At 44.8% G+C, this 25440-nt stretch carries 31 protein-coding genes; 3 read left to right on the top strand and 28 right to left on the bottom strand.

The window, feature by feature from the left end; translation table 11 throughout:
- Positions 1-5: 5 nt before the first annotated feature.
- Positions 6-1085 carry an MBL fold metallo-hydrolase gene (locus ASD40_RS27840; RefSeq protein ID WP_442952750.1) on the bottom strand — a complete coding sequence of 360 codons (1080 nt, stop codon included), beginning with the start codon at positions 1083-1085 and terminating at the stop codon, positions 6-8.
- A gap of 254 nt (positions 1086-1339) precedes the next feature.
- On the opposite strand from ASD40_RS27840, the gene ASD40_RS37530 reads away from it, so the two are divergent.
- A complete protein-coding gene (locus ASD40_RS37530) occupies positions 1340-1435 on the top strand; it encodes a YjcZ family sporulation protein (RefSeq protein ID WP_156390218.1) in 96 nt (31 codons plus the stop codon).
- Between the two features lie 139 nt (positions 1436-1574).
- Here ASD40_RS37530 and ASD40_RS27845 read toward each other — a convergent pair whose 3' ends face one another.
- The 27 genes from ASD40_RS27845 to ASD40_RS27975 form a co-directional block, all read right to left on the bottom strand.
- Entirely contained in the window at positions 1575-1805 is a 231-nt protein-coding gene (locus tag ASD40_RS27845) for a helix-turn-helix domain-containing protein (protein WP_057306404.1), read from the bottom strand.
- 39 nt (positions 1806-1844) lie between these two features.
- Complete coding sequence (spo0A, locus tag ASD40_RS27850) at positions 1845-2639, bottom strand: sporulation transcription factor Spo0A (protein WP_047673954.1); 795 nt, start codon at positions 2637-2639, stop codon at positions 1845-1847.
- Positions 2640-2871: 232 nt separating this feature from the next.
- Positions 2872-4212, bottom strand: a complete 1341-nt coding sequence (gene spoIVB, locus ASD40_RS27855; protein WP_057306405.1) for a SpoIVB peptidase — start codon at positions 4210-4212, stop codon at positions 2872-2874.
- A 118-nt stretch (positions 4213-4330) separates the two neighbouring features.
- The gene (gene recN / locus ASD40_RS27860; protein WP_057306406.1) at positions 4331-6058 is read right to left on the bottom strand and encodes a DNA repair protein RecN; all 1728 of its coding nucleotides are present in this window, start codon (positions 6056-6058) and stop codon (positions 4331-4333) included.
- A 15-nt stretch (positions 6059-6073) separates the two neighbouring features.
- On the bottom strand, positions 6074-6523 hold the full coding sequence (gene ahrC / locus ASD40_RS27865) for a transcriptional regulator AhrC/ArgR (RefSeq protein WP_057306407.1): 450 nt from the start codon (positions 6521-6523) through the stop codon (positions 6074-6076).
- A 2-nt stretch (positions 6524-6525) separates the two neighbouring features.
- A complete protein-coding gene (locus ASD40_RS27870; protein WP_057306408.1) occupies positions 6526-6978 on the bottom strand; it encodes a hypothetical protein in 453 nt (150 codons plus the stop codon).
- 171 nt (positions 6979-7149) lie between these two features.
- Positions 7150-7983, bottom strand: coding sequence for a TlyA family RNA methyltransferase (locus ASD40_RS27875; RefSeq protein ID WP_057306409.1), 834 nt, complete (start codon positions 7981-7983; stop codon positions 7150-7152).
- Positions 7984-8019: 36 nt separating this feature from the next.
- Entirely contained in the window at positions 8020-9906 is a 1887-nt protein-coding gene (gene dxs / locus ASD40_RS27880; protein WP_057306410.1) for a 1-deoxy-D-xylulose-5-phosphate synthase, read from the bottom strand.
- A gap of 118 nt (positions 9907-10024) precedes the next feature.
- Positions 10025-10882, bottom strand: coding sequence for a polyprenyl synthetase family protein (locus ASD40_RS27885; RefSeq protein ID WP_082562567.1), 858 nt, complete (start codon positions 10880-10882; stop codon positions 10025-10027).
- Between the two features lie 49 nt (positions 10883-10931).
- The gene (gene xseB, locus ASD40_RS27890) at positions 10932-11186 is read right to left on the bottom strand and encodes an exodeoxyribonuclease VII small subunit (RefSeq protein ID WP_057306412.1); all 255 of its coding nucleotides are present in this window, start codon (positions 11184-11186) and stop codon (positions 10932-10934) included.
- The gene (gene xseA, locus ASD40_RS27895) at positions 11173-12543 is read right to left on the bottom strand and encodes an exodeoxyribonuclease VII large subunit (protein ID WP_057306413.1); all 1371 of its coding nucleotides are present in this window, start codon (positions 12541-12543) and stop codon (positions 11173-11175) included. The genes xseB and xseA overlap by 14 nt, the downstream gene beginning before the upstream one ends.
- A gap of 8 nt (positions 12544-12551) precedes the next feature.
- Positions 12552-13418 (bottom strand): bifunctional methylenetetrahydrofolate dehydrogenase/methenyltetrahydrofolate cyclohydrolase FolD, encoded by an 867-nt coding sequence (gene folD, locus ASD40_RS27900; protein ID WP_057306414.1) that lies wholly within the window; start codon positions 13416-13418, stop codon positions 12552-12554.
- Positions 13419-13492: 74 nt separating this feature from the next.
- Positions 13493-13951, bottom strand: a complete 459-nt coding sequence (nusB, locus tag ASD40_RS27905) for a transcription antitermination factor NusB (protein ID WP_057306415.1) — start codon at positions 13949-13951, stop codon at positions 13493-13495.
- A gap of 136 nt (positions 13952-14087) precedes the next feature.
- Entirely contained in the window at positions 14088-14315 is a 228-nt protein-coding gene (locus ASD40_RS27910) for a DUF2273 domain-containing protein (RefSeq protein ID WP_057306416.1), read from the bottom strand.
- Positions 14316-14329: 14 nt separating this feature from the next.
- Positions 14330-14890 carry an alkaline shock response membrane anchor protein AmaP gene (gene amaP, locus ASD40_RS27915; RefSeq protein ID WP_057306417.1) on the bottom strand — a complete coding sequence of 187 codons (561 nt, stop codon included), beginning with the start codon at positions 14888-14890 and terminating at the stop codon, positions 14330-14332.
- Between the two features lie 87 nt (positions 14891-14977).
- Positions 14978-15391, bottom strand: coding sequence for an Asp23/Gls24 family envelope stress response protein (locus tag ASD40_RS27920; RefSeq protein ID WP_057306418.1), 414 nt, complete (start codon positions 15389-15391; stop codon positions 14978-14980).
- Positions 15392-15520: 129 nt separating this feature from the next.
- On the bottom strand, positions 15521-16879 hold the full coding sequence (gene accC / locus ASD40_RS27925; protein ID WP_057306419.1) for an acetyl-CoA carboxylase biotin carboxylase subunit: 1359 nt from the start codon (positions 16877-16879) through the stop codon (positions 15521-15523).
- Between the two features lie 106 nt (positions 16880-16985).
- Positions 16986-17483, bottom strand: a complete 498-nt coding sequence (accB, locus tag ASD40_RS27930) for an acetyl-CoA carboxylase biotin carboxyl carrier protein (RefSeq protein ID WP_057306420.1) — start codon at positions 17481-17483, stop codon at positions 16986-16988.
- Positions 17484-17639: 156 nt separating this feature from the next.
- The gene (locus tag ASD40_RS27935) at positions 17640-18386 is read right to left on the bottom strand and encodes a SpoIIIAH-like family protein (protein ID WP_057306421.1); all 747 of its coding nucleotides are present in this window, start codon (positions 18384-18386) and stop codon (positions 17640-17642) included.
- Positions 18387-18421: 35 nt separating this feature from the next.
- Positions 18422-19060 (bottom strand): stage III sporulation protein AG, encoded by a 639-nt coding sequence (spoIIIAG, locus tag ASD40_RS27940; RefSeq protein WP_057307059.1) that lies wholly within the window; start codon positions 19058-19060, stop codon positions 18422-18424.
- Between the two features lie 4 nt (positions 19061-19064).
- Complete coding sequence (gene spoIIIAF, locus ASD40_RS27945; RefSeq protein ID WP_057306422.1) at positions 19065-19814, bottom strand: stage III sporulation protein AF; 750 nt, start codon at positions 19812-19814, stop codon at positions 19065-19067.
- Between the two features lie 12 nt (positions 19815-19826).
- Positions 19827-21026 (bottom strand): stage III sporulation protein AE, encoded by a 1200-nt coding sequence (gene spoIIIAE, locus ASD40_RS27950; protein WP_057306423.1) that lies wholly within the window; start codon positions 21024-21026, stop codon positions 19827-19829.
- Between the two features lie 24 nt (positions 21027-21050).
- Entirely contained in the window at positions 21051-21440 is a 390-nt protein-coding gene (spoIIIAD, locus tag ASD40_RS27955) for a stage III sporulation protein AD (protein ID WP_057306424.1), read from the bottom strand.
- Positions 21441-21450: 10 nt separating this feature from the next.
- A complete protein-coding gene (spoIIIAC, locus tag ASD40_RS27960; RefSeq protein ID WP_029197158.1) occupies positions 21451-21654 on the bottom strand; it encodes a stage III sporulation protein AC in 204 nt (67 codons plus the stop codon).
- A gap of 62 nt (positions 21655-21716) precedes the next feature.
- Positions 21717-22235 (bottom strand): stage III sporulation protein SpoIIIAB, encoded by a 519-nt coding sequence (gene spoIIIAB / locus ASD40_RS27965; RefSeq protein ID WP_057306425.1) that lies wholly within the window; start codon positions 22233-22235, stop codon positions 21717-21719.
- A 6-nt stretch (positions 22236-22241) separates the two neighbouring features.
- Entirely contained in the window at positions 22242-23225 is a 984-nt protein-coding gene (spoIIIAA, locus tag ASD40_RS27970; protein ID WP_057306426.1) for a stage III sporulation protein AA, read from the bottom strand.
- Positions 23226-23297: 72 nt separating this feature from the next.
- Complete coding sequence (locus ASD40_RS27975) at positions 23298-23561, bottom strand: YqhV family protein (RefSeq protein WP_057306427.1); 264 nt, start codon at positions 23559-23561, stop codon at positions 23298-23300.
- Positions 23562-23899: 338 nt separating this feature from the next.
- On the opposite strand from ASD40_RS27975, the gene ASD40_RS27980 reads away from it, so the two are divergent.
- Positions 23900-24703 carry a phosphosulfolactate synthase gene (locus ASD40_RS27980; RefSeq protein WP_057306428.1) on the top strand — a complete coding sequence of 268 codons (804 nt, stop codon included), beginning with the start codon at positions 23900-23902 and terminating at the stop codon, positions 24701-24703.
- A 3-nt stretch (positions 24704-24706) separates the two neighbouring features.
- Complete coding sequence (locus tag ASD40_RS27985) at positions 24707-25426, top strand: 2-phosphosulfolactate phosphatase (RefSeq protein ID WP_057306429.1); 720 nt, start codon at positions 24707-24709, stop codon at positions 25424-25426.
- Positions 25427-25440 lie beyond the last annotated feature (14 nt).

Raw genomic sequence — 25440 nt, forward strand, 5'->3', positions numbered from 1 at the left:
TTCCTCTACTTCCACCAAGCTTCTATCGGGTAATCCGCGGCGTTCACGGTAACAGTTTGACCTATTTTTGGTGTGACAATTGACACTTTGTTAACATGCGCTGCCCTTGTGGCACGTTCTACCGGATCTGTCCAATCATGCAAGGCCAGCGTGAATGCCCCCCAATGTATCGGTATCATCAGCTTCCCTTTCACATCCATATGGGCTTGAACCGTTTCTTCTGGCATCATATGAATATCAGACCAGCGATCATCGTATTGACCGCACTCCATCAAAGTAAGATCGAACGGACCATATTTAAGTCCAATTTCTTTGAAATGAGAGGAATACCCACTATCACCGCTGAAGAAAATGCTGGACTGCTTTCCTTTGATCACCCACGAGCACCATAGGGTAGCACCGCGATCCGTCATGCTTCTCCCCGAAAAGTGTATAGCTGGCGTACAGGCTAACGTTAAACCTTCAAACGTTAACTCATCCCACCAATCATACTCTTCGATCTTCTCTGGCTGGACACCCCATCTGATCAGATGACCACTAACCCCAAGCGGGACTAAAAACTTGTTCACTTTATGCTTAATTTTCATGATCGTTCCATAATCCAAATGATCATAATGGTCATGTGACAAAATGACGGCATCAATCACAGGCAGCTGCTCAATTTCAAAAGGCAATCCACCGCTATATCTTCCCTTCCCTAACCATGGAAACGGAGAAGGAGCTTTCCCGAACATGGGATCTAATAAGAGGGCTTTCCCATCGATCGTTAGTAAGGAAGCCGAATGACCAAACCAGGTCACTTTTGTTTCCAGATCCTTGGTCAAATCGGGGGCTCCCATAACTAATTGCGTATTGGGACGTCGATTAGGACTGCTTTTCGCAAAATCGAGCAAGATCCCCACTGTATTCTTGAAGCCCATATTCATCATGGTAGGAACTGGATTTTCGAATTTCCCATTCAAATATTGAGAGGATCGAGAGAAAGCCAGAGTCTTCTCCTTCGATGGTTTCCGTCCAAAAACAGGGTAAACATTCATAAATAGAACAATAACGCACACAATTCCCACTACGATACTCGTCAATATAAATAACAACTTCTATGCCGCCTCCAAGCTTAAACTTATTGGAATAGTCTTTTAATTTCTAATGAAAATAATCGACTAGATGTATTAACGTAAATCCGCATCGTGAGGTTCCAAGAATTGATTAACAACCTCCAATCGGATTTTTTTCAAGAGTAGGGACAATAGCACAATCATTCGATTCGCCCAAACTTTCCTCAAAAATAGTCATAAGCTATCTTGAAACACAAACCAATATCAGTTGGAGGTTGATTCGGATGAGTTGTGGAACTGGCGTAGGTTATACTTCTCCAGCAGCAATCTTGGTACTGTTTATTTTGCTGGTTATCATCACTAGCGCATTTGTTTGGTAATTAGAAATCAATATAGAAGGGCTACCTATACTCATAGGTAGTCTTTTTAACATTCCCTTCTTCATTTTAAGTCTAAAATAAACTAAAAAGAACGCTCTGGATAAGAGCGCCCGCTTTTTGATATATAGGATTACAGCCATCAATTCAAAATATTAGACTCGATCGTAACCAATTCATACAAATCATTCACATCACACCCTAGGGTGTCAGCGATAGATATAGCAGACTTAAGCGGCATGATTCTTTTGTTTTCAACAAAGTCGGTAATCCGCTCTGGCTTGTAGAACAATGTTCGAGCCAGTTCACCGATAGTCATGTTGGACTCAAGTAATCGCTCACTAAGTAGGCAGCGACCGAGCTCATATTTCATTCTGATGCCCTCCGAAACATTACAAAGATTCTAACCCTCTCAAGAAACCTTATGCTCGATACGAAGCTTATCGGCAACCATCGCGATGAATTCACTATTCGTCGGCTTTGATTTCGAGATATTAATCGTATAGCCAAAAATAAAGCTAATGCTGTCAATGTTGCCGCGCGTCCAAGCGACTTCAATCGCGTGTCGGATAGCCCGTTCAACGCGGCTAGGCGTAGTCTTGTACTTCTCAGCAATAGCTGGGTACAAAGTTTTGGTGATCGCGCCAAGGATTTCGATATTGTTATAAACCATAGTAATCGCTTCGCGAAGATATTGATATCCTTTAATATGCGCAGGAACGCCGATTTCATGTATGATGCTAGTGATATTAGCATCTAAGTTTTTACCTTTAGGCATATGTACAATATTTGCACGCGACGTTGAAGTTGTTGCAGATGCTTGATTGTTGCCAACAAGCTGGCGAATACGATTCGTTAACGTTTCCATATCAAAAGGCTTAAGAATGTAGTAAGAGGCTCCAAGTTGCACAGCTTTTTGAGTGATATTTTCTTGCCCAAAAGCGGTTAGCATGATGATTTTCGGTTGTGTGGGAAGATTCATCTCACGCATTTTTTCAAGTACACCCAGGCCATCCAAGTGAGGCATAATAATATCTAAAATGAGTACATCCGGCAATTCACGTTGTTGTTCAAGAAAACGAAGAACTTCGTTACCGTTGTACGCCACTCCTACAATTTCCATATCCTCTTGCTCACCAATGAACTCTGATAATAAATGGGTAAACTCACGATTATCATCTGCCAGTAACACCTGAATTTTTTGCAACTTAAAATCCTCCTTTAGCTACTCATACAAGTTGGTAATTCTCTCTTAAGTATAGGTATTCGACACCCCAACTTAAATTCCTTCTGTCGAATATTATTTTTCTTTTCTTTTATTTCACTTTCTTATATAATAATATATTTATCTTCTATTTCCAACATTTTTCGACAAATTCACATAAAGCCGCGTTTTCCTTGTAGAATGAGGTTAAAATAAAATAAAGAATCAAAGGCTTTTAGCTCGCCTTTGATTCTTTGTACGAAGCTCCTGATGAAGGTCTAAGGATTATACCCGAGTCCTGAAGCATCCATTCTATGAAACAACCGTAGCCACTTGTAGGATCATTCACGAATACGTGTGTGACGGCTCCAATTAACTTGCCATTCTGGATAATTGGGCTGCCGCTCATCCCTTGAACAATACCGCCTGTTTTATCTAACAACCGTGGATCAGTGATTTTAATCACCATACCTTTTGTTCCTGGAATTTCTTGTTTGGATACATGGACAACTTGAATGTCAAATTTCTCAACCTTCTGTCCTTCCACGACCGTATAAATTTGAGCAGGCCCTTCTTTCACTTCTTCAGCAAAAGCAACAGGTATGGCTTCTTTATCCAAGCTGTGGTCAGGAGCAGCATACATTTTTCCAAAAATACCGAATGCCGTGTTCCTTTCGATATTACCAATAACTTTACTATCTTTGTACAAGGTAGCATGTTTCTCACCGGGATCTCCATTGTGACTTTTAGAAATAGAGGTCACATTTGAGTACACAATATCGCCGTCACCAACGATGATTGGCGTTTGGGTATCCATATCCGTGATAACATGTCCCAGTGCCCCGTACACGCCTTGATCTGGTGCGTAGAAGGTTAGAGTACCAACACCCGCAGCTGAATCTCGAATGTACAGGCCCAAGCGATACGACTTATCTACGACGTCATAGACAGGCTGCAGCTTCACAATAATCTCTTCATTGTTACGAAGGATTTTTAGCTCCAACGGTGTTTTGCTTTCTCCGGATTTGGCTACAAGATCAGCAACCTTACTAACATCCTTGGAATCTTTGCCATTGATTTTAGTAATTAAATCACCTACTTGAATTTTTGCTTCTTCACCAGGTGAAACTTTTTGGTCTTGGGCAACAGTTACTAAATGATGACCTACGACCAAAATACCGGCAGACTTAATTTTCACACCGATCGTTTGACCACCTGGGATGACTTTCAAATCCGGCACTACATTGACTTTAACTGTCTTGATGGGGATTGCACCGAACAGCTTGAGCTTCATTTCTGTTTGCCCAGAGTGATCGGATTGCAAAGAGATGGGTTCTTTCAAATTAACTTGAAATGAGTGCTTGGCATTGCCGTTAACCTTTACAATATCCGTATCTTTTACCGTGACTTGGGCGTTGACCGGCATTGTTAGTTGGAGCTGCTTCCCCTGACCGCTGAATAAGCGAAGTTCCTGAGGGAAGGAGGCAAAGCTTTGAAAAGGCGGAGACAAACTTACCATACAAACGAAGAAGACGAGCAGGAGTCCGAACAATCTTTTTCTTTTGCTGGATTGCAATATCTTCACGCTCCTTCACACTTCCTTGAGCCCTGACGATGGGTGTCGTCAAATGCGTACCTTTAAGTTAACCCCACTCTCCCCGTTTTATAACTGAAAATGCTGACTATCTATACTTTCATGCCCTTGCTTTCTTATTTCTTGCCATGGTAAGCATTTCCCCAGCATGATGCAGGGTGGTTTCCGTCACTTCGACTCCGCCAAGCATTCTCGCTAATTCCTCAATTCGTCCAGAATCAGGCATATCTTGAACACGTGTAAACGTACGTTCTTGATCCACTTCTTTCCGGATATAGAAATGTACATCAGCGAAGCTTGCCACTTGAGGTAAGTGCGTAATCGAGAAAACTTGGCAGTTTGTTGACAAAACGGACATTTTTTCTGCAATAGCTTGCGCCGCGCGGCCACTCACACCTGTATCAACTTCGTCGAAAACAAGGACAGGAATTTGATCAATGCGTGCAAATATAGTTTTCATCGCGAGCATAATACGAGAAAGCTCTCCGCCAGAAGCAATTTTACTAAGACCGCGTAAAGGCTCTCCAGGATTGGGTGCCATGAGAAACTCAATTTGATCAATTCCTTGCCGTGAGTAACGCACTTTGTTTCCTTCAACAAGAATGCCGCGTTCATCAAGTGTTTGCTCTACTTTTACTCGGAACTGTGTGCGTTCCATCTGCAGATCGCGAAGTTCATGCTCAATTTGATTTGCTAGCTGTTCTGCTATCCCTTTGCGCAAATTGGAAAGATCTAAAGCCGCCTCGCCCAACTGCTTTTCTTCGGCCGCAAGCTTGTCTTCTAATTTGCGAATATGCTCATCTTTATTTTCAATGGTATCGACTTCACTTTTTATTTTATCCAAATAACCGAGTATTTCTTTAATATTCTCTCCATATTTTCGCCTTAGAGACGTGATCATATCTAATCTTTGCTCAATAAAATCCAAACGCGACGGATTAAACTCGATGCCATCTCGATAGTCCCGCAATTGATAAGCTGCGTCTTCCATCTGATAATAAGCGGATTGCGCCTGCTCGAGAAGAGGACTTAGCTTCGTTGGATCAAGTTGTACAATATCCTGCAATCTGGAAACCGCCTTTCCGGCAGCATCTAACCCACGATTCGTCGCATAGAGGAAATCATAGGCCTCGGAAGAGCTTTGAAATAATTTCTCCGCATTAGCCAGTTTTCGCTTCTCTTCGATTAAGGTCTCATCTTCCCCCATTTTGAGCTTTGCAGCCGAAATTTCATCGATTTGAAAACGATATAAATCTAGCATTTGAAGCGCTTGTTTACTTGTTTCTTGAAGCTCTCTCAGCTCTTTTTGCAGCTTCATATATTGATCAAAGCTAGCTTGATAGTTTTTCTTTGCAGCCTCAACTTCAGAATCACCAAATAAATCAAGAGAATGAATGTGTTCATCTACATTCAGCAGGGATTGATGCTCATGCTGACCATGAATATTAACCAGCCACTCACCCGTTTTACGAAGCATTGTCAAGTTAACAAGCTGGCCATTAATTCGGCTGGAGCTTTTACCAGTTGCCGTAATTTCTCTTCGAATGAGCAAATGCTCACCGGCATCCGCACTTATGCCGAGTTCTGTAAGCGTATGCCAAACCGGATGCGTGGATGGTAATTCAAACATTGCTTCTATTTCTGCTTTGTCTGCACCGTAACGTACTAACTCCGAAGATCCTCTACCACCAACTATGAGTGTTAAAGCATCGATAATAATCGATTTACCTGCGCCTGTTTCTCCTGTTAGGACATGAAAACCAGCTTTGAAACGAATATGTACATGTTCAATAACAGCCAAATTACGAATCGAAAGTTCTGTAAGCATGTGCTCCTCCTGAAATTAAGATAGTAATGACATGACATCATTCACAAAAGTGAGGCTGTTCTCTTTGCCGCGGCAAATCACAAGAATGGTATCATCTCCGCAAATCGTTCCCATGACACCGTTCCACTCTAGATTATCAATAAGTGCGCAAATCGTGTTGGCTGTGCCTGGCAAACATTTCATCACGACAAGATTGTCGGTATGGTCAATGCTAACAAAATGGTCACTCAATGCTCTACGCAGTCTTTGCATCGGATTAAATCGCTGATCCGCGGGCATGGAGTACTTATATCTGCCATCATCCAAGGGAACCTTAATCAGATGAAGCTCTTTGATATCGCGTGAGACTGTCGCCTGAGTGACATGAAAGCCAGCAGCCCGAAGAGTCTCCACCAATTCATCCTGCGTCTCAATCTCGTGGTTCGTAATAATCTCTCTAATTTTTACATGCCTTTGACCTTTCATCCTTACACCTCTATATGAAATGTGATTTTTTTTATTTTGTTTAGTGCCATATCCACATAAAGCACACCGTCAGCTTCTGGATAAATCAGACTATAGGCTAGAAGCATATCGCGAACTGCGCTTCCTGTCATTTCAAGCGGTTTACGTTCCTTCGCTACTTTTACGAGGTAAATTTGTTCTTCTTTCTGGGCAAAGTAGTCGATGAATAACCGGCTTTCCAGCTGTTCTCTTTCGTTGACCTTCATGGTGATGGGAATTTTGGTTTTTCCGGCAAGCACATCGAAACCTGCTCCTTCAAGCAGCTCCACGACTTCATCCTGCGGTATTTCTGAGTGTCTAGGAATCCTTCTTCTTTTCTTATTCGGTCCGTCTAGCCACCTTTGGAATCGCCAAAAGATAATGCCTACAACTATGATCAGGATTAACAAAATGACTTTAACATCGCCTTGTTCCATGTCCCTCACCTCGCCATAGTATTCGCGGATTTACCCGGAAAATCCTTTTTTTGAAGCAAGGATAAATGACTCCATCGTTCATTATGGACGAGTGATGCAAAGCAAGGATACTTTCCAATCTACTGAAAAAACCCATCTCTGGGCCGCAAAAAGGCGTTCACAAAGATGAGTTTATTTGCCATGCAATTTCTGTGCTTCTTTGACCGTCACTGCAATCAACTCTTTCAGGGATGAAGCGTCAGCAAGAGAAGTAACGTCATCAGAATCACTAGACCAATAGGCAAGGAATTCAATATTCCCTTCCCCTCCTGTGATTGGTGAGTATGTCAACCCTTTCAAGCGAAAGCCTAACTCTTCTGCAAAAGTTAACACGGTGCTCAGCACATCCACATGAACATCTGGATCGCGTACAACACCGGATTTGCCGACTTTCTCTCTACCTGCCTCGAACTGAGGTTTAATGAGGGCAACCACATGCCCCTGATCTAACAAGATCTCTTTCAGTGGCGGTAAAATAATACGCAGCGAAATGAAAGATACATCAATGCTTGCAAATGTAGGTCGTGGACCGTTCAAATCTTCCATTTTCGTATAGCGGAAATTCGTTCTCTCCATAACATGAACACGTTCATCATTACGAAGCGACCAGTCCAATTGATTATAGCCAACATCGACGGCGTACACAGAGGAAGCACCATTTTGCAGAGCACAGTCTGTAAATCCGCCTGTCGAGGCTCCAATATCAAGCATAACTGCTCCATTTAGATCAATATCAAATTGTTTCAATGCCTTCTCTAACTTAAGGCCGCCTCTACTCACATAGGGATGAAGCGCACCTTTCACTTTCAATACAGCCTTCCGGCTGATCTTCATACCTGCTTTATCTACAGGTTCTTCATCAGCAAAAACAAGGCCTGCCATAATGGCGGCCTTTGCCTTTTCTCTGCTTTCGAAATAGCCTTGCTCAAGAAGCAATAGATCTAATCGTTCTTTATCCGATGACATTGTGTTTGTGTTACTCCTATTCTTATCATCCATAGCCTAAGCTCGTTGTCGTTTACGTGGCACTAGCTTCTTCACTTCCGTGATTAAGTTTTGTGTGGTAAGTCCAACTTCTTCACGTTGTTCCTTCACGCTTCCATGCTCAACGAAATAATCCGGGATCCCCATTATTTGAACGTGCAATCCAACGACCCCTTTGGCTGCGTAGAATTCTACTACACTGCTGCCAAGTCCGCCTTGGATAGAACCTTCCTCCATCGTGATAATTGGAATAGACTCACTCGCTAGCTGAAGTAAATAGGCTTCATCAAGCGGTTTAATGAATCGAGCATTGACAACGCGAAGGTTGATGCCTTCCTTAGCTAATTGTTCGGCTGCCTCTTCCGCAATCTGCACCATCGGTCCAACAGCAAGTACAGCCGCATAATCCCCGTCACGCAATGTCTCCCACGTACCGATTGGAATCGCTTTTGGCGCTTCAACAACACTCGATCCCGTCCCACTATTTCTAGGATAGCGGTATGCGATTGGTCCATCATTGTACTCAAGAGCCGTCTGCATCATATCCCTTAACTCACGTTCGTCCTTAGGCATCATAAGCACCATGTTCGGCAGCGATCGTAGAAATGAAATGTCGTATGCACCATGATGGGTCTCGCCATCTGGACCCACGAACCCTGCACGGTCAATAGCAAATGTAACATTCAGCTTAGGACGGCAAATGTCGTGGACGACTTGGTCATAGGCTCTCTGCAGAAAAGTGGAATATACCGCAAATACGGGTTTCATGCCTTCACTCGCAAGACCTGCACATAGTGTTGCCGCATGCTGCTCCGCAATCCCGACGTCAATCATCCGATCGGGGAACTGCTTCGCGAACTTCAGTAACCCAGAGCCTCCAGGCATAGCCGGAGTAACAGCAACAATTCTGGAATCCTTCTCAGCAAGCTCGATTAACGTATTCCCGAAAATTTCTGTATACATAGGAGGACCTACTGATTTAAGCACCTGACCTGATTCAATCTTGTAAGGTCCTGGACCATGCCAACTGTGTGAATCCTGTTCAGCTGGCGTATACCCTTTGCCTTTGGTCGTTACGACATGAACAAGTACAGGACCGTTGACTTTCTCGGCCTGTTTAAGCGTGTCGAGCAATACCGGTAAATTATGTCCATCTACAGGCCCAATGTAAGTGAACCCTAATTCCTCAAACCAAACACCGTTTAACACAAAATATTTCAGACTGTCCTTCAGCTTTTCCGCGGTTTTGGCCAAGGTGCCGCCGATGGCAGGAATTTTCTTAAGTAAATGTTCAACTTCTTCTTTGGCCTTCAAATAATGACGATCCGAACGAATTTTGCTCAAATAATTATGAATAGCCCCGACATTGGGCGCAATCGACATTTCATTGTCATTAAGAATGACCATAATATTTTTCTTCTCATGACCAATGTGGTTCATTGCTTCTAACGCCATACCACCGGTTATCGCTCCATCACCAATAATGGCAACAACTTTATTATGTTCACCTTTCAGATCGCGGGCCATCGCCATTCCCATTGCGGCTGACAGTGAAGTACTGCTATGTCCGGCTTCCCAGACGTCATGTTCACTTTCAGAACGTTTCACGAATCCACAAAGTCCCTTGTACTTGCGCAGGGTATCGAATTTATCTTTGCGACCGGTTAAAATTTTGTGTACGTAAGCTTGATGACCCACATCAAAAATAAATTTATCATACGGGCTGTGGAACAAGGTATGTAAAGCAATGGTGAGCTCAACCACACCTAAATTGGAGGACAAGTGTCCACCTGTAACGGACAGCTTCTCAATCAGAAATTGACGGATTTCACCAGCCAATATCTCAAGCTCCGTCAAGGATAAACGCTTCAAGTCCTCAGGCCGATTGATTTGTTCGAGCAGCACGCTTGTTTCCTCACTTTCAATGTGAAAATACTGAGATCGATTTCACTATTATATCATAAATTGGGTATTTCGTGTAAAACGACAAAAACGCAAGGGGAATAATACACCCAATAAAGGATTAATGATCTCTTTGCATTAAGTAATCCGCCAGTTGAAGAAGCCTCTCTGGGTGCGCAATCTGTGCACGAAGCAGCGCTTCTTTAGCCTGATTCGTTAAATCCTTAACTTTCTGCTCCGAGGCTTCGATCCCGATGAAAAAGGGATAAGTTACCTTCTGCTGCTTCTCATCACTCTTAACAGGCTTACCTAACTTTTTCTCATCGCCGATAATATCCAAAATATCATCCTGAATTTGAAAAGCAAGACCAATGGCATGGCCGAATTCACTAAGTGCACGAAGTTGCGCATCCGTGGCTCCGGCAATATGACCGCCGGCACGCAAGGAGAAAACAATGAGATCACTCGTTTTATGCATATGAATAAAAGCTAATTCTTCAAGTTTTGTAATGCCTTGCTCCCCGAGCATATCGGCAGCTTGACCGCCAACCATCCCTCTCGCCCCTGCATAAATGGCAAGTTCTTCTGTAATGGAGAGCACACGCTCAGCTGAAATGCCATGGCCTCTATGGGCCTGCGTAATGCTGAAGAATGCATGAGTCAGCAATGCATCGCCAGCTAGAATGGCCATGGCCTCACCATATACCTTATGATTCGTCAGTTTGCCTCGGCGATAATCATCATTATCCATTGCTGGCAAATCGTCATGAACCAGGGAATATGTATGAACCATCTCTATGGCTAAAGCAACAGGCATCGCTGCTTCTAGGGAACCCCCCAGCACTTCAGCTGCTGCTAGCACCAGAATGGGGCGCAAGCGCTTGCCTCCAGCCATTAAGGAGTAGTTCATGGACTCACGCAGTGAACCAGGAACATCCCATGCTGCAGGCAGCGCTTGGATTAAAGCCGCTTCAACCATTTCTGCATGGGAAGCTATATATTCATGAATGGTAGACGTCTTATTCAACCTAATTCCCCTTATCCTCTAAGACAGGTTGGAAAGGCTTCCTGCTAACAGTGCCCGACTCACCTTCAACCAGCATCTCGATTTTCTTCTCCACTTGTTCAAGCTTCACACCGCACAGATGGGAGAGCCGAACGCCTTCCTGATATAGCTCAATGGCTTTCTCCAAAGGCACATCGCCGCTTTCCAATTGGGCAACTATGCGCTCCAGCTGTTCAATGGCCAGTTCAAAGCTAACTTCCGTTTCACTCGTAGACATCTTTATTCTCCTCCATCCCCGATACCTGACAATTCAACCTTCCGTCCTTGAGACGAATCTTAACGAAATCTCCAACCTTCACTTGGGACACTGAACGAATGAGCTCCTGCTCTTGTTCGTCATACGCCAAGCTGTACCCCCGCTGCATGACCTTCAGCGGGCTGAGGGCGTCCAAATGACGGACGCCGGACTGCCACTCCTGCTTCTTCGTACGCAGGAGAGTCTGCATGGCCGTGAGCATCTGCCGCTTGGAAGTATCCAAGCGCCGCCTTGCGGACACGGCCTGCTCTTTGGGATTGAAGCTGGATAAGCGGCGCTCCAGCTTCAATCGCCGTTCCGCCAGCAGCGTTAGGCGCTGGCGCATCCGGTAACCGAGCTGCTCCGCCAGCCGGTCGAGCCGCTCCGCGGGCTGCATTAGCAGCTGCCTGCGGGGGTTCGTCAGGAACGGGGAGCGCTTCGCGCGCTCCAGCCGTTCCTGCTTGCGGCGCAGCTGCTGAAGCAGCCCGTAGTGCAGCCGCTGCGATTGCTGCGACAGCTGCTGCTTTAGCTCGAGGCGGTTCGGCACCGCGAGCTCAGCCGCCGCCGTAGGCGTCGGTGCCCTGAGATCGGCGACGAAGTCCGCGATCGTGAAGTCCGTCTCGTGGCCGACGGCCGAGATGACGGGAATCGCGGAGGCGCAGATAGCCCGCGCAACGGCTTCCTCGTTGAACGCCCAGAGCTCCTCGAGCGAGCCCCCGCCGCGGCCCACGATGAGCACGTCGGCTTCACCGAGCCGGTTCATCGCTTCGATCGCCTTGACGATCGAAGGAGCCGCTTGCGCACCCTGTACCAATACAGGGTACAGGAGAATCTGGACCGACGGGTAGCGGCGCTGCAGCGTGATGATGACATCACGCACAGCGGCTCCTGTCGGAGACGTAATCACGCCGATCGCGCGCGGAAACCGAGGAATCGGTTTCTTGCGCTCCGCCGCGAACAGCCCTTCCCCTTCGAGCTTCTTCTTGAGCTGCTCAAAGGCCATATACAAACTGCCGATGCCATCCGGCTGCATCGCCGTCACATAAAACTGATACGCTCCGTCTCTTTCATATACGGAAATATTGCCGCGAGCGATCACTTTCGTTCCCTCTTTTGGTATAAAACCGAGCTTCTGGTTATGAGAAGCAAACATGATGCTTTTGAGCCTGCCATCCGCATCCTTGATCGTAAAATACATATGACCGCTGGAATGGTGAGTAAAATTAGAGATTTCCCCACGAACCCAAACATCCTGCAGACGGGAATCGCCCTCTAGCATGAGTTTAATATACCGGTTCAAATCCTTGACAGATAAGATCTTCGTCTCGTTTCTCGCCATAAGCCTGATTAAACGCTCACATTCGCTTTAGCTGCGCGACTAGCTGCATCAACAGTGTTTCGAAGCAGCATGGTAATCGTCATTGGACCTACGCAACCGGGTACGGGTGTGATTGCACTTGCAATCTCTTTAACCGCTTCGAAATCAACATCTCCTGTCAGTTTGCCATCAGCAGGACGATTCATCCCCACATCGATAACGACAGCACCAGGCTTCACGTGATGAGCTTTAATTAAATTCGCTTTACCGACAGCTACAACAAGAATATCCGCTTGTTTCGTGATTTCCTCCATATTCGGAGTACGAGAGTGCACAACAGATACCGTCGCGTGCTCGCGCAGAAGCAGCATAGCCATTGGCTTGCCTACGATGTTGCTTCTTCCTACAACAACAGCGTGCTTACCAGCTATTTCAACTCCTGTGCGTTTTAGGATTTCGATAACACCATGCGGTGTACATGGCTTCATGCCGTCTTTGCCAATCATCAAGTTACCGACATTAATGGGGTGGAAGCAATCCACGTCCTTAAGCGGATCAATTTCATCAACAACAGCCTCTTCATTGATATGCTTAGGCAGCGGTGATTGAACAAGAATACCGTTAATTCGGTTATCGCTATTAAATTTATGAATAAGAGCAATTAACTCTTGTTGCGTTGTATGTTCCGGTAAGCGATGTACTTCGGAATAAATCCCTACATCATCACAGGCTTTCGCTTTGTTCCTTACGTATACCTGTGAAGCCGCATCTTCTCCCACAATAACAACGACAAGACCAGGCTGGTTGCCTTGCGCAGTTAGCGCGGCCGCATCTGACCTGATCTCCTCACGGATGGAACTCACGAGTTCTTTCCCATTAATAACTTGTGCAGACATGTTATTTCCCCCTAAGAGTTTTGTGAAAAACGTTTGCTATGGCTATATATAAATGGTTGAATAATCAATGTTAATTAGGACGGTGTAACTTTGCCCTTTAAATCTTCAACTTCTTTAATCATTTTACCAAGTACTCCGTTAACGAACTTACCTGACTCTTCCGTGCCATAATGCTTGGCCAAATCAATCGCCTCATTGACGACAACTTTAGGTGGAACATCATCTCTGTACAGCATTTCATACACAGCCAAACGCAGCACTTCACGATCAATTCGTGAAAGCCTGTCCATCGCCCAACCTTTTAAGTACTCTTCAAGCAGTTCATCAATTCTAACTTTGTTACTGTATGTACCCTCAACGAGCTCAACAATGTATAGAGGGTCAATTTTATCTCCGGAAAAATTCAACTCTGTTTCATTATCATGCTCTGCTTCATGAATCGCAATTTGGACAGCTTCCTGAGGTGTAGCCTCATTCATCTGGATTTGGTAAAGGCTTTGTACAGCAATTTCTCGTGCAACTCTGCGTTTCATTGTGGTCCTCCTAAAAGTTAGAAAACTGACTTCTTAAGCAATCATGGATGTAATTCGTCCTAAAAAACTCTTTTTACTAGTATACGTCATATTGGAATGAATCCAAACAAAAAAATCCATGGTAGAACCAGGGATTTTAGCGAAACATTCTCCATTTTTGCGTGAGATAGCGCCAAATGTCTTCAAGAATGACGAAACTTTCTTTCCGATCCAGTTTGTTCCCAACATAAAAGCCGACCAGAACAATGAATCCAAAGATCAACATATCCCAAAAACCAAAAAATAAATAAATGAAGCCGAAGAAAACGCCTGCTGCCACTCCGATCACTTTGCCCCTATGGGACTCCCACAGCTCATTCCACATGAGTGGGTTCACCTCTATTCGACTCGGCTTTTAAAAGTTGGGGATGATTGCACGATGTTCGCTACGAATACGGTTACGGAAGCTACAGGAATGCCAGTAATATCTTCGATGTAACTTTTCACAGTACTTTGCATCTCTTCAGTAAGTTCAGGAATCGAACTTTCCCCATCCACAATGGTTCTGATCGTAATTTCTAGACCTGATTGATTCACCCTTACACGGGCCCGTAAATCTTTGGCACCTTTGGTACGACCAGCAGCTTTCAGAGATAAATTCTCAACCGTTTCTATCGAGATGCGAATATCTCCGAAATCCGTTCGTTGGTCGATAGATGGCGCTTGAGAACGACCACGGCGCAGCGTTAATATGAGGAAACGAACAGAGATCAACAGCATGATCAGGCTGATGATAATCGCCGGATACGCAAAGCTTTTTTCGAAATAAAAATTACTTAACACTTGACCTGCTTGTTCTAACGGGATCCAGCTCGAAGCTGTGAACAAAACAACGATAGAAGCAATTAGAATAATTAGGCTATAGAGAAGTAGCAAGAGCCTGTCCACAATTTTACCCACGTAAGCTTGTCCCCTTCCTATAGTTAGAGGAAACCCCCTGCAACCTGTAGGGGGTTTCAATTGATCCATATGGATGCAGCAATCCGCCTATTTCACACGATGAGCAGCTGCTGTTTCTTCTTCAACCGGTTTATCCACCTGTTTAAAATGAACATCATGAATATGAACGTTGACTTCAACAACGTTTAAGCCTGTCATCGATTCAATTGCCTGCTTCACATTTTGTTGAATGTCGCTTGCAACTTCAGGAATTCGATTGCCATATTCAATAATAATGGAGACGTCAATGGCTGCTTCACGTTGTCCGACTTCTACCTTTACGCCTTTGGACAAATTCTTGCGTCCAAGCAATTCAGCAATGCCGCCAGCTAATCCGCCACTCATCCCCGCTACTCCTTGCACTTCCACCGTTGCCAAACCGGCAATGATTTCGATAACCTCGGGGGCAATTTGGATGCTGCCCATGTCTGTTTTGACGTAATCCGGAGCGATTGTGCTCATTGTGGCACCTCCCTAGAGTTTGTGAAACAAACTTGTTTCATAAGCATTCCCTTGCTTGATCCATGGTTTGGATAAGCCATCTTAATTTATTACTATACCATTTCGCCAAAAATATGACAAATGTTTGTCTTACGATTCTGGATCATTCACATCATGCTCTTCCAAGAATTTAATATCATGGTCACCCTTGATAAATTTCTTGTGCTCAAGCAGCTTCAAATGGAATGGAATCGTCGTGTTTACACCATCCACCGCAAACTCGGTTAGCGCTCTTTTCATGCGGGCAATCGCTTCTTCTCGTGTATTTCCCCAAACAATAAGCTTAGCGATCATGGAATCATAATGCGGCGGGATTGTATAGCCCGGATATACCGCGCTGTCAACACGAACGCCAAAACCACCTGGCGGCAAGTAAAACTTCACTTGACCCGCTGAAGGCATGAAGTTCCGATTCGGATCCTCCGCATTCACACGGCACTCAATAGCCCATCCATTGATGTGGACATCCTCTTGTGCAAAAGATAATGGATTGCCTTCTGCAACACGAATCATCTCTTGGATGATATCAATTCCTGTAATCATTTCGGTTACGGGATGCTCAACCTGGATTCTCGTGTTCATTTCCATGAAGTAGAAATTACCATCAGGACCGAGTAGGAATTCAAGTGTTCCTGCACCTGAATAATTAACGGCTTTCGCTGCACGAACGGCCGCTTGCCCCATCGCTGTGCGTGTTTCTGCTGTCAGAATCGGGCAAGGAGCTTCCTCAACAAGCTTCTGTCTGCGGCGTTGTACGGAACAGTCGCGCTCACCTAAGTGAACAACATTGCCGTGTTTATCAGCTAAAATTTGAATCTCAACATGCTTCATGCCTGTCAAGTATTTCTCCAAATATATACCTGCGTTGCCAAAAGCATTTTGTGCTTCTTGCTGCGCTGCCGTAATTTGCTGTACGAGTGTTTCCTCGTTCTCGGCAATACGTATTCCTTTACCGCCGCCGCCTGCTGTCGCTTTAATAATGATCGGGTAACCGATATCTCTTGCTATGACGATCGCGTCGTCAATGTTCTCAACCAAACCGTCTGAGCCTGGAATGATCGGTACTCTTGCTTCTTTCATTGTTTGCTTGGCAACCGCTTTATCACCCATCCGGCTTATCGCATCTGGAGATGGACCGATAAATGTAATATTGCAGCTCTCGCAAATTTCTGCGAAGTCCGCATTTTCTGCTAAGAAGCCATATCCAGGATGGATCGCATCACATTCTGTTAGCGTAGCAACACTCATCAAGTTCGTGAAGTTCAAATAGCTGTCCTTGGAGGCAGTCGGCCCAATACAATAGGCTTCGTCGGCTAGACGCACATGAAGCGCATCACGATCGGCTTCCGAATAAACAGCCACTGTATACATGCCGAGCTCGCGACAAGCTCGGATAATACGAACAGCAATTTCTCCGCGGTTCGCTATTAGGATTTTATGAAATTTCATTATTTTTCCTCCTAAGAGTTTTCCGTTAGGAAAACTTGCATCATAAGCGTGTACTGAGTTTTGCTCAAGCAAAACTGCGTCATAAGCATAAGAGCCTACTATTCGCTTACTCTGGTCTAACTAAAAACAAAGGTTGTCCGTACTCAACAAGCTGACCGTTATCTACAAGTACTTCAACGATTTCACCTTTAATTTCAGCTTCGATTTCATTCATCAATTTCATAGCTTCCACAATACAGACGACGTTTTTGTCGCCCACCTTGGAGCCAACACTTACGAAAGGAGCAGAGCCAGGAGAAGCAGACTGATAGAAGGTTCCTACCATTGGTGAAACTATCTTATGTAAAGATGAGTCCTCTTGCTTAGCATGTCCAGTAGTCGCAGGGATAGAAGCTTCGAGAGCGGCAGCAGGTGCTGTGTTAGCAATGCTTGCTTGACCGATCGGAGCATACGTGTGTTGAACGGGGGCTGTTACATAGACAGACTCCGTTTTATTCGGCTTGCGAATTGAAAGGCGTGCACCTTCATTTTCGATTTCAAGCTCTTGTAAAGAGGATTGATCGACGAGTTTGATCAACTCTTTGATTTCACTCAATTTGAACATTCATGTCACTCCTTCAAGGTTGGTGAACCAGTAAAAAATGCGGTTTCATAGCCGCAACGTATGTATTATACCCATAAACGCAAGAAATGGAAAGAGTCCAGTTTGTCCGGACCCTTTCCATCGCCATCCTGGGCAGGTTAATCTCACCTCTTTTTACTAAGGACGAACATATTGAATCTTAATATTTTCCGGACCTGTACCGAGCTCTTTCATCACCAAGTCAACGATCGTTACACCTTGGCTTTTCTCCAATTTATCGCTTTGAACTGTTACTTTCCATTTATTTCCATCTTGATTAATAATAGCTTGCGGGAAATCCTTCATAAGCACATCTTGTAAATTTTCTACTTTTTCTTGAATATCAGTCAACTTCGCTAAATCATTTGTCGCTTTGGCTACAGCTTCAGGTGTCTTCTTCGAATCGATAATGATTTCCATCAAATCAGAGGATGTTTTGCTGAAATAATCTCTTTGTTTCATTTGCTCATTCGTGAAATAATCGCTAGCCGATGTCGTTCTCGCTTGCTCTTCAACCATCTTCAAAACTTGATCGTCCGTTTTAGCCGTATTTGGTGTAGTTGCTTTGGAAGCATCCTGCGTCGTTGTTGTTTTAGCATCCGTTTTAGGATCGGCTTTCACGTCTGTTTTTGTTGAATTTTGCGGAGTCACAGCTTTCGTGTCGACTTTTGCATCTCCGCCTGTTGTCGCTTTCACATCTGTTTTCGCTGCATTCGCAGGATCAACCTGACTCATATCAATCTTCACTTCTTGTGATTTATTGATCGTTTCCGTTGTGGCTAAATCAAGCTTATTGACATCCTCTGTGAACAGATAATAGGCGGAAAGCACCACCATTAAACTAAGCATAGAAACGAGCCAAATTGTTTGTCTTTTCGCATTCATTGAAATTCCTCCTCAATTTTGATTTACTGCCACATTCATCCCCCAGTTTTGCGGGGTAAAATAGAGATCCTACTCGCTTGCACATCAAGTCCTCGCTCTACAGCTTCTGTAATCATTTTTTTCACAGTGAGATTCTCGGCGCCTTTGGCGACAACGATGACGCCTCTGATTTTCGGTTTAATGTATTTGAGCACAAGCGGTTTCTGGTCACCGGAAACTTGATAGACAACCACTTCACCACTCCGCGTTACCTGGGATATATTTCTTGTCGCTCCACCATTGTCGCGTTCTGTCGTCATTTGCTGATTGTCATTATAATTTTTGTCGACCGTCATTTCTTCCGTCGACTCAATTGTAACGAGCACTTCAACATCGCCTACACCAACAATTTTTTGTAAAATCTCCTTCAACTGTGTTTGATAGGCCGCTTCATAATCGTGAAAGGTAGAATTTTCTTTGGATGTACTGTTGAGAAATGTTTCTTTGCTGGGTTGCGGAGAGGCTCTGCCCGCATTGATGGGATCAACATCTTTTACAGTCATAAATGCATTCATAATCATCAGCGCAGCTCCCAAAAGTCCAATCATCACGACCCATAAGAGCGTGTTCTTTCGTTTGGGTCCTCCCGGACCTCCGCCGAATTTGTGCTCCATCCATTGCAGCAATGTTCCCATCGATTCACCTCGCAATCCTTCCATTCCGTTGGTTTAATTGGATATCAATCTGTGCAGGCTCCACGATCCAATCAAGCACGATTTTTTGCTTGAGATGGTCAACCTCTTGCTCTATTCGTGACGATAACTTAGGCAGAGTTGCTGCTGCTTTATCACTTGAGTTACTTCCCTGCAGCTTCGTGGATGGTTCGATCCTTATCGGATCAATTGGCTTGACTGGCTCCATAACAGCTATGCTTTTTGAGGCTGACGTTGATTTCACCTGTTTCGGCGTTTCTATATCATCAAGGGTTACCCTGACTTTCGTTATAGCGGGTTTCCCATTATTGTCAATTTGTGCCAGCACCTGAACGTCTTGGATGATCAGCTCTGTTTGCTTCTGTAAATCCTCTTTCATCAGCTCAGCCAACTGCGTTTGAATCATTTGCTGTGATTGTTTTTCTCCTGCTTCTTGAAGCTTTTGGGCATCCTTTGTAATCACATCGAGCGATTTCATCAATGAATTTCCACCGCTGCTGCTTGCAAGCATTGTTTTATCGTTTTGCCGCTGCTCCGCTTGACCAATCAATTGATCGATGTCCCAATCCTTCTGAAACAATTGAAGTACTGGAGATAACAGTGTAAGCAGGATGAATAAACTCATAACCGTTTTGACATATCGCTGCATGGTATTACTTGGAAGTAGCAGATCAACAAATGTAGCCAACATAATGACCATGATGACGCTTTTTAGCCATCCCGCTAACCAAACCATAGCTGCCTCCTTTCACCGCATCATCACGGAGACATTACTGATCGTAATCATGATCGTTAGAGCTAGAAAGAACATTAAGCTGACGGCTGCCAGTGCCGCAAACACATAAATTAAGCTCTTGCCTATCGTTTGCAAGCAAGCGATTATTGGACTATCTCCCAAAGGCTGCATGATCGCTGCGGATAAGTTATAGATGAAAGCTAGCGTTAAAATTTTGATAGCCGGAAACGCACACAACAAGATTAGAATGACAACCCCAACAAGTCCAATTGCATTTTTTACAAGCAGCGATGCCCCAATCACTGTCTCTGTTGCATCCGAGAATAAGCGTCCCACAACAGGGACAAAGTTTCCGGTAATGTACTTTGCCGTTCGAATCGCAACGCCATCTCTAACCGCTCCGGCAGTCCCTTGAATCGATATAACCCCGAGGAAAACAGTGACGAATACGCCCAGCATACTTAAACTTATTGTGCGCAGAAGGTTCGCTAGCTGGGTGACTTTGTATTTCTCGCTTAGTGAGCTGACGATGTGCAGGACAGCCGAAAAGAACAACAAAGGGAATATAAACACATATATCGCTGTTCCAACTGAATGGATCATGAACACAATCAGCGGATGTAAAATCGCCACAGAAGTGACATTTCCCATTGATGCCAAAAGAGTTAATAGCAAAGGTACTATGGCAATCATGAATTGAATCATGGAAGATATAGCCGTTTTGGCGTAACCGATTGCTACGCTGAAGCTGTTGATCGCTATAATAATCAGAACCATATAAGTAATTGAATAACCAAGCTTGCTGACTGTATTTCTTTCAAAGGAGCTTTGCAGCGTTTCGAGAATCATACTGAAAATCGTCAGGACCACGATCGAAGCAAGCAGCTTTCCATTAATGATGATTTCGTGGAACACATAGCTTAGCAATCCTTTGAAAATACTCTTCATGCTAATGCCCTTGGTCCCGAGCAGCAATTCCATGAAGGTTGGCGTCTTACTTTCAGGGAAGTAACCGCCGTAATCCTTCATGAGCTTATCCCAATATTGCTCAACAGGTTCCGTATTCAGATGGTTGGCCTGCTCCTTGATAATGATATCCGTAGGCGATTCAGCGGCCATATTGCCCGTCAATCCAAGCCATAATCCCATTGTCATTATGAATAAAATAATCCAGCGGTTGTTCAGCTTCTGGTGCGAATAAAGTAGATTCATATTGGTCACTCCTCATGGATCATCCTAAGCAGGGAGCAGTTTAACGACGGTCTCAATGATGACGGTTATGATCGGAATCGCCATCACCATAATGAGCACTTTCCCGGAAAGCTCGATCTTGGAGGCAATAGATTCTTGACCGGCATCTCGTACGATTTGAGCACCGAACTCAGCGATGTAAGCAACACCAATGATTTTCAGAATCGTTTTGAGAAAAACCATATTGATGCTTGACTTTTGAGCTAAGTCCTCGAGCACCTGGATGACTGAGGAAATTTTACCGATCAGGAACAAGAAAATCATGATGCCCGTAAATGCCGCCAGCAAGAAAGCGAACATTGGCTTCTGCTCTTTGATGATGAGCGTTAATATCGTTACGATGAGTCCTAAACCTACGATTTGGATGATTTCCATCAGGCCCACCTCATTGGAATAGGAAGATCGTTTTGATTTCTTTAAATAAATGATCGAGCATACTGACGACCATAAAGAGCACGACCACGAAGCCAATGACCGTGACCCAGTGTGCCATATCCTCTTTGCCCATCTGCTTGAGCACCGAATGGATCATCGCGATGATGATGCCGATGCCGGCGATCTGGAAAATGGCATTCACATCTACGTTCATTCCAGGCACCTCACTCTGTTGACAAGGAACTCACTTGTATGGCCAAGTCATCCTTGCTACCATTAATACATCAATATCACGATCAATGCTCCGATTAAGAGACCGAGGCTTTTCCACATTTTCTCGTAGCGCCGCTGCTCTTCCCTAGACTCGGTTTCTTCCGTTTGAAGTTGGCTAATCGCGAGCCGTAAATGTTTGATTTGATCACTTCGATCTGTGAGCCCAAGAACGGCTCCCAACTGCAGCACCACTTCTTGTTCCGCTTGCCTCATCGAAGTTCTTGTCCATACATCATTGACACTCCATTGCCAAATCTCACGGGTGGATTTACCGTCACTCTTCAATAAACGCTCTGAAGTTATTCGAAATAAGGAAGATAGCGGCTCTGCGACCTGTTTGCTGAGTGAGGCGAATGCTTCAGGCAGCGGTGTGAGTGCGTACATGATTTCCGTCTCCATTCTCCCTAACGCACTGATAAGGCCACGGATTTGCTTCGGACGTCTTACATAATGCGCAGCCTTTAGGAAGCCAAACAATGTGGCAGCACCGATAATAAGAACCCCTCCGACAAATTTCAGCATCTACCATCATCCTTTTCGCACAGGATAGAGTTCCAAGGCCTTGCCCTGACAATCCAAGATGCGATAGGAAGCTTGTGCACCTTTTCTTCTATGCAGGATGACATATCTCGTGAATACACCCTCTTCCAACAGCTGCTTTAGAACAGGCCTCCTGCGTACATCCTCATAATCAGCACCATGTGCAGTGGCTACGACGCGAATCCCGGTGTGAACAGCTTCATGGATGGCGTCCGCATCTTCTGGACGCCCAATCTCATCCACAATCAGGATATCAGGTGATAACGACCGAATCATCATCATCATGCCTTCCGCCTTCGGACAACCATCCATAACGTCAGTGCGTGGCCCCAGATCGAATCTGGGCACCCCTTTGACACATGCAGCCAGTTCTGATCGTTCATCCACCACTCCCACTTTCTTACCAGTCGTCGATACGTTACTCCCCCCCCATTCTCCCCGGCTAATCAATCTAGCCAGATCGCGGATCAGCGTTGTTTTCCCATGCTGTGGAGGTGAAATGATGAGCGTATGATGGATGCTTCTCAGTAAAGGATCGAATAGCTGTGGTAACACCTCTTGGCCGACCCCTTGGATCTCGCGGGCAATCCTTATGTTGAAAGAACTTACATCACGTATTTGCTTAACATGTCCCTGATCCAAAACGGTTCGCCCTGCTAGTCCAACTCGATGACCTCCAGCAATCGTGATATAGCCTCTACGCAGCTCTTCCTCGAAGGTATACAAGGAATGATTCGTAAGCATCTCTAGCAGCGAAAGACAGTCCTGCCGTGTCGGCTTGTATGCCTTCGTTTCCTGAGTCACCATCTCCCCCCGTTCACTCACAAAGGTATATCGATCACCCCAGCTAATCTCAAGGGGCCGTGACTCTCTCACCCTTATTTCTTCAACACTAGCTTGTACGTCTGGCGGCAGAGCGGCTAAGAGAAATCGGAAAGTTTGAGGCAGCAAATGCAGAATCGAATCAAGCATAGGGAGACATCCCTCCAAGTTGTCCAGTCTTCTATACTCATTTCTATGCTTAATAGAAAGAAATATGACCGATTACTTTTTTAAAATACCAATAAAGAGACAGCTTACTCCCGCAATCACCCACAGCATTTTGCCATATGATAGTTTCTCTGCGATTCCTACTAATCCAATCGTCGTTGTTGCTAGTAATACTAGAGGACCTACTAGAGCCAAACCCGAGTTCACCAGCAGCGCTTTCTCCACCGTCGCCAGTCTCAGCATCACAATGGCTGCGATAATTTCGATACTCCCCGACATCATCCTCAGCGAAGCCATCGTTAGGACAATTTTGTTCATCTCTTTCTACTCCTCCTCGTAAAAATCTTTGAGCTTTATGTGTCGTCGAATATTTAGCGGAGAGGATTTATAAAAGGCCGGAAGAGCGACTTTTGTAAAGCTGTTCCTACCTACTCAATCCAATAAAAGGAACAGCTTTACAATGGAGTCCTGGAGGTTTTTATAAATTCTCGGAGCGACCGTTTATTCGACAGAACGCATAAGGATAGGGTCAAAGCTTTTTACCCTATCCTTATGCAAGCTCGTCTGATTTTAGGCATGCTGGGCACCTCCATTTGTGAAGATGCATATGCTGAACACAGAATTGAACCTTCAAAGGACAGTGAGGAGAATTACCGATGGAAGTGACCTCTCATTTGAAATGGAATCCCGTTCTAGCCGACCCCACAGGACAAAGGCAGGCTAAACCAAGAACACTGGGTAAAACGATGGTGATGGATAAAGGATTAGGCTTGAACGCTTTTCAAGATCTGCTTACCACGTCAAGCAGCCATCTAGATATGATCAAAATTGGCTTCGGTACCTCGCCGCTTTATCCGTTACATGTACTTAAAAGTAAGATTTCCTCTGCAAAAGAAAACGGCATTTGCGTTTATCCGGGTGGTACCTTTTTGGAGGTAGCCATCAGACAGAATGCGGTAAACTCTTTTTTTGACATGCTTATTGCGCTTGGTTTTAATGGCGTTGAAATTTCCGATGGGACGATTGAAATGGAGCGTAGACTTCGAAACGAGCTTATTTCCAGAGGATTGGAAGAGGGATTCGAGGTCATCACCGAATATGGCAAGAAAGGTTGGGGATCTTCCATTGAGTTGGAGGAATTAATTGAAACAGTCTTGATCGACACGGAACTCGGGGCCAAAATGGTTACCATTGAAGCCCGGGAATCAGGCATGGGCGTTGGTATTTTTGATCAGAACGGGAAATGTAAGGACGACGAACTGCAAAGGGTGCTTTCCGCAATTCCCGGCGAGCTTCTCTTATGGGAAGCACCGCTCAAAAGTCAGCAGGTACATTTAATTAGCATGCTAGGCCCCAACATCCACTTGGGCAATATTCCACCGGATGAGTTGATTGCGTTGGAAGCATTACGGAGAGGACTCCGTTCCGATACGTTGTCGTTGGGTACCAGAAAGGATTAAAAGATGCATATCGAGGTTGTCGCCAACATCGGCGAAGCTAGAAGTGACGAATTTCTTCATAAAACCGTCATTGTCGTTGATGTTTTACGTGCAACTAGCACGATCATCACCGCACTGATTAACGGTTGCAAAGCCATTGTTCCTGTGGAAACGGTTCTGAAGGCCAAGGAATTATTTCGAGAGGGAGATTTACTTGGAGGCGAGCGTTTTTGTAAAAAGATTCCTGGTTTCGATTTCGGAAATTCGCCACTGGAATACACAAAAGCAGCCGTTCAAGGCAAGCGAATTATACTTACAACCACGAATGGAACAAGAGGTATTCAGAAAGCGATGAAAGCCGATCACGTGTTAGCGGGAGCCCTACTAAATAGCAGAGCTTGCGCGAGGGCCGCGGTCGATTTCAAACGAGATACCGTTATTTTGTGCGCAGGAACTCAAGATGTTTTCTCTTTGGAAGATGGGCTTTGCGCAGGTCTTATCCTTGAGGAATTGTCCATTCTGCTCGGTGACAAAAATATAGCAGTCAACGATTTCGGCATGGCCATGCGAGGGTGTTATCTGGAATCGAAGGATTCGTTGTATGAAAAAATATTAACCTGCAGTAATGGAAAGAAAATGAATAAGTCTGGTTTCCAGGCAGATTTGGTTTTTTGCGCAAAACCGAATATCACAGATCATGTTCCCCTTTTGGAACGTGATCAAATGGTACTCATGCATCTTTGATAAACACTCCTTCG

Origin of the sequence: Paenibacillus sp. Root444D2, assembly GCF_001426375.1 — a bacterium.
Lineage (GTDB): Bacteria > Bacillota > Bacilli > Paenibacillales > NBRC-103111 > Paenibacillus_E.

Coding starts and splice junctions, on each gene's coding strand:
- ASD40_RS37530 (WP_156390218.1), top strand. CDS start 1,340: ATGAGTTGTGGAACTGGCGTAGGTTATACTTCTCCAGCAGCAATCTTG.
- ASD40_RS27845 (WP_057306404.1), bottom strand. CDS start 1,805: ATGAAATATGAGCTCGGTCGCTGCCTACTTAGTGAGCGATTACTTGAG.
- recN (WP_057306406.1), bottom strand. CDS start 6,058: ATGCTTACAGAACTTTCGATTCGTAATTTGGCTGTTATTGAACATGTA.
- ahrC (WP_057306407.1), bottom strand. CDS start 6,523: ATGAAAGGTCAAAGGCATGTAAAAATTAGAGAGATTATTACGAACCAC.
- ASD40_RS27870 (WP_057306408.1), bottom strand. CDS start 6,978: ATGGAACAAGGCGATGTTAAAGTCATTTTGTTAATCCTGATCATAGTT.
- ASD40_RS27875 (WP_057306409.1), bottom strand. CDS start 7,983: ATGTCATCGGATAAAGAACGATTAGATCTATTGCTTCTTGAGCAAGGC.
- ASD40_RS27885 (WP_082562567.1), bottom strand. CDS start 10,882: ATGGTTGAAGCGGCTTTAATCCAAGCGCTGCCTGCAGCATGGGATGTT.
- xseB (WP_057306412.1), bottom strand. CDS start 11,186: ATGTCTACGAGTGAAACGGAAGTTAGCTTTGAACTGGCCATTGAACAG.
- xseA (WP_057306413.1), bottom strand. CDS start 12,543: ATGGCGAGAAACGAGACGAAGATCTTATCTGTCAAGGATTTGAACCGG.
- folD (WP_057306414.1), bottom strand. CDS start 13,418: ATGTCTGCACAAGTTATTAATGGGAAAGAACTCGTGAGTTCCATCCGT.
- nusB (WP_057306415.1), bottom strand. CDS start 13,951: ATGAAACGCAGAGTTGCACGAGAAATTGCTGTACAAAGCCTTTACCAA.
- ASD40_RS27910 (WP_057306416.1), bottom strand. CDS start 14,315: ATGTGGAATGAGCTGTGGGAGTCCCATAGGGGCAAAGTGATCGGAGTG.
- ASD40_RS27920 (WP_057306418.1), bottom strand. CDS start 15,391: ATGAGCACAATCGCTCCGGATTACGTCAAAACAGACATGGGCAGCATC.
- accC (WP_057306419.1), bottom strand. CDS start 16,879: ATGAAATTTCATAAAATCCTAATAGCGAACCGCGGAGAAATTGCTGTT.
- accB (WP_057306420.1), bottom strand. CDS start 17,483: ATGTTCAAATTGAGTGAAATCAAAGAGTTGATCAAACTCGTCGATCAA.
- ASD40_RS27935 (WP_057306421.1), bottom strand. CDS start 18,386: ATGAATGCGAAAAGACAAACAATTTGGCTCGTTTCTATGCTTAGTTTA.
- spoIIIAG (WP_057307059.1), bottom strand. CDS start 19,060: ATGGGAACATTGCTGCAATGGATGGAGCACAAATTCGGCGGAGGTCCG.
- spoIIIAF (WP_057306422.1), bottom strand. CDS start 19,814: ATGGTTTGGTTAGCGGGATGGCTAAAAAGCGTCATCATGGTCATTATG.
- spoIIIAE (WP_057306423.1), bottom strand. CDS start 21,026: ATGAATCTACTTTATTCGCACCAGAAGCTGAACAACCGCTGGATTATT.
- spoIIIAD (WP_057306424.1), bottom strand. CDS start 21,440: ATGGAAATCATCCAAATCGTAGGTTTAGGACTCATCGTAACGATATTA.
- spoIIIAC (WP_029197158.1), bottom strand. CDS start 21,654: ATGAACGTAGATGTGAATGCCATTTTCCAGATCGCCGGCATCGGCATC.
- spoIIIAB (WP_057306425.1), bottom strand. CDS start 22,235: ATGCTGAAATTTGTCGGAGGGGTTCTTATTATCGGTGCTGCCACATTG.
- spoIIIAA (WP_057306426.1), bottom strand. CDS start 23,225: ATGCTTGATTCGATTCTGCATTTGCTGCCTCAAACTTTCCGATTTCTC.
- ASD40_RS27975 (WP_057306427.1), bottom strand. CDS start 23,561: ATGAACAAAATTGTCCTAACGATGGCTTCGCTGAGGATGATGTCGGGG.
- ASD40_RS27980 (WP_057306428.1), top strand. CDS start 23,900: ATGGAAGTGACCTCTCATTTGAAATGGAATCCCGTTCTAGCCGACCCC.
- ASD40_RS27985 (WP_057306429.1), top strand. CDS start 24,707: ATGCATATCGAGGTTGTCGCCAACATCGGCGAAGCTAGAAGTGACGAA.